At 41.2% G+C, this 2,170-nt stretch carries 4 protein-coding genes; 2 read left to right on the top strand and 2 right to left on the bottom strand.

Features of this window, described 5'->3' with window-relative positions:
* Positions 1 to 160 precede the first annotated feature (160 nt).
* Positions 161 to 346 (bottom strand): hypothetical protein, encoded by a 186-nt coding sequence (locus tag ACE1CC_RS10290; protein ID WP_413270371.1) that lies wholly within the window; start codon positions 344 to 346, stop codon positions 161 to 163.
* A 79-nt stretch (positions 347 to 425) separates the two neighbouring features.
* On the bottom strand, positions 426 to 872 hold the full coding sequence (locus ACE1CC_RS10285) for a hypothetical protein (RefSeq protein ID WP_413270370.1): 447 nt from the start codon (positions 870 to 872) through the stop codon (positions 426 to 428).
* Between the two features lie 626 nt (positions 873 to 1,498).
* Here ACE1CC_RS10285 and ACE1CC_RS10280 point away from each other — a divergent pair.
* Positions 1,499 to 1,849, top strand: a complete 351-nt coding sequence (locus ACE1CC_RS10280; RefSeq protein ID WP_413270369.1) for a hypothetical protein — start codon at positions 1,499 to 1,501, stop codon at positions 1,847 to 1,849.
* 37 nt (positions 1,850 to 1,886) lie between these two features.
* Positions 1,887 to 2,170, top strand: a 284-nt coding sequence (locus ACE1CC_RS10275) for a hypothetical protein (protein WP_413270368.1), incomplete at its 3' end; no start/stop codon positions are given.

Raw genomic sequence — 2,170 nt, 5'->3', positions numbered from 1 at the left:
TTTTTCTAGAGTGTTCGTTGGCAAAAGTTCCAACGACACACTGAGAACGCCAGTAACTCTGGATACGCTGAGAAATCTTATGGTTTCCTAGCGCAAGAATCCCCAACTATAATCTCCGATTTAGTTGGGGTGCGTTCAAACGGTAAGTAAGTTTTTTCATTTACAACTCCTGTAAACATTCGAGAATTTCTTTGGATTCAATTGAGTTAAAACCCTGAAGCTTTCCATCTTGCCAGCAGATTGTGACTCGATCGCCATTTGGGGTGATACTCCTCGCTTGAGCTAAATTCAGCCATTGCTTGCCAGTGAAGCAAAACACGGCTTTCTCCTTTATAATTAGCGTCATGATAATGTCCTGATAGGTTTAATGTTGCATATTGAATGCGATCGCAAAAAGCAGAGTTAATGCGATCGCATTTTTTTGCTTAACTCTTGGCTAAGAAATCAACGATTAAATCTTCAAATTCCTTCGTAATGAAATAACTCACCACCTCAGGGGAAGAATTGGCAATAATTAGTGCTGCTCTATCAAAAACCACCTTTTTCCATTCTTCCCTATCGTCAGTTACTTGATCAGTTACTTGATCTAGCGCGTCAAGAGCGTTTGCCAATGCCAAAGACACCAAAGCTAACACCAAATTACTTTGAGTTATTGGTGGCTTCAGACGGAGTACTGGTAAAGTAGTAGTATCCAAGAAAAGCTGTTTAGTGTTAGATAATGCTTCTTGGAACAGAGGTATAAATGTTTCATCGTTTACCTCAATAACCATTAAGTCCGCACCATCAACTTTACTAGCTAAAGCGTCAATAATTTCGGTTTCTATCTCTTCCACCGATTCGACTACTGTGTTTTTAGCTTCAATTTCTCTCACTTTGTAATCACCTCCAAATGAATGTAAACCCAAAAAAATGGGTAAAATCGAATGTCCCAAATAGTTACATTGGAAAGTTTAAGTCGGTCTAAGTAAGCGCCAACCATCATCGTGCGCCAACTAAATCCATAAGAAAGATCGTTAATTTTGATAGTTACCTCCTTGGGTAAAATGTTCATCCAATTTCTGAATTAGTTTTGCCCACAAGATTGAATTGTTTTGGTTAAGAAGTGCGATCGGACCGAAGACAAAAAGATCCGATCGCTGCTTTTTGGATCATGAAATGCGTGTACTGTCTATGAACACAAAATCAGAATTTAGACCATAGATTCTCCTTTTACTATTTGGTTAATTTGTCCTGTTAGACTTTCCCCCTCTTGGGCTCTGAAATTACGTTGGCGTAGCCTGCCGTAGGCATATCGCACTTTTCGCACTTCAGGAAATGGGGACACTCGCCGTCGGAAAGTAACAGGTAACAGATAGACAGCTGTTGACCGTCACAGAACAGGTTGGTTCTGAGGGTATCTGTTTCAATAATGTATCTTACGTAAGATACTACTATAAGTTATCATCTTATGTAAGATGTTGTAAAGAGTTTTCTGTTATTCTTGTATGGAAGTTATCTTATGGAATTAGAGAATGGGGAAAAAAGTCAGTCCAAAAACATATACCGAAGGGAAAACCAAGGTAACACTGGGTCTGACTCCAACGGCGGTGAAATTTTTGGATCAACAGGCACAAGCTTTAAACCTAAGCCGATCAGAGTTGATCGAGCGATTTGCGCGGGGTCAAATCCCATCAACCGTAGAGAGTCAATTTCTGGGGGAATCTTGCGCCAGCTGATTGAACAGGCTCGCGACCAGGTGGCAACGCATATTAGAGAAGCAGAAAGACTAAATAAATCAATAGCTGAGTGGGAGAGCCTTTTAGCTGAGCTAGAGCGAAGAATTTCGGAAAACCCATTCGACGGAAATTAAATAGGGTGAAAAAAAGCCATCGGACCTTCTCGCGCCGATGGCTTATGCTTTGTCCCCTTGTGCCCCAAAAGTACTAAATATGGATGAACTATTTGATACCACCCGCTACACCAAAGTTAAAGTACGTCACCCCGACGATATAGACATATATCCAGAGCTTATGAATTCACCCGTAGAGGATGACAGTTCACCCGTAAATTCACCCGTAAGTTCCCAAAGTGTTCACCCGTTGTATAACAGTGATACAACGGGTGAACTGTCACAGGGGCAAAATGGAAGTACGGGTGAACTGTACCAATGGACTGAAACCTACGAACGCCG

It is taken from the genome of Floridaenema aerugineum BLCC-F46, assembly GCF_041929345.1.
Lineage (GTDB): Bacteria > Cyanobacteriota > Cyanobacteriia > Cyanobacteriales > Aerosakkonemataceae > Floridanema > Floridanema aerugineum.
The sequence above is the reverse complement of the archived record's forward strand: the minus strand, read 5'-3'. Positions and strand labels throughout refer to the sequence as shown.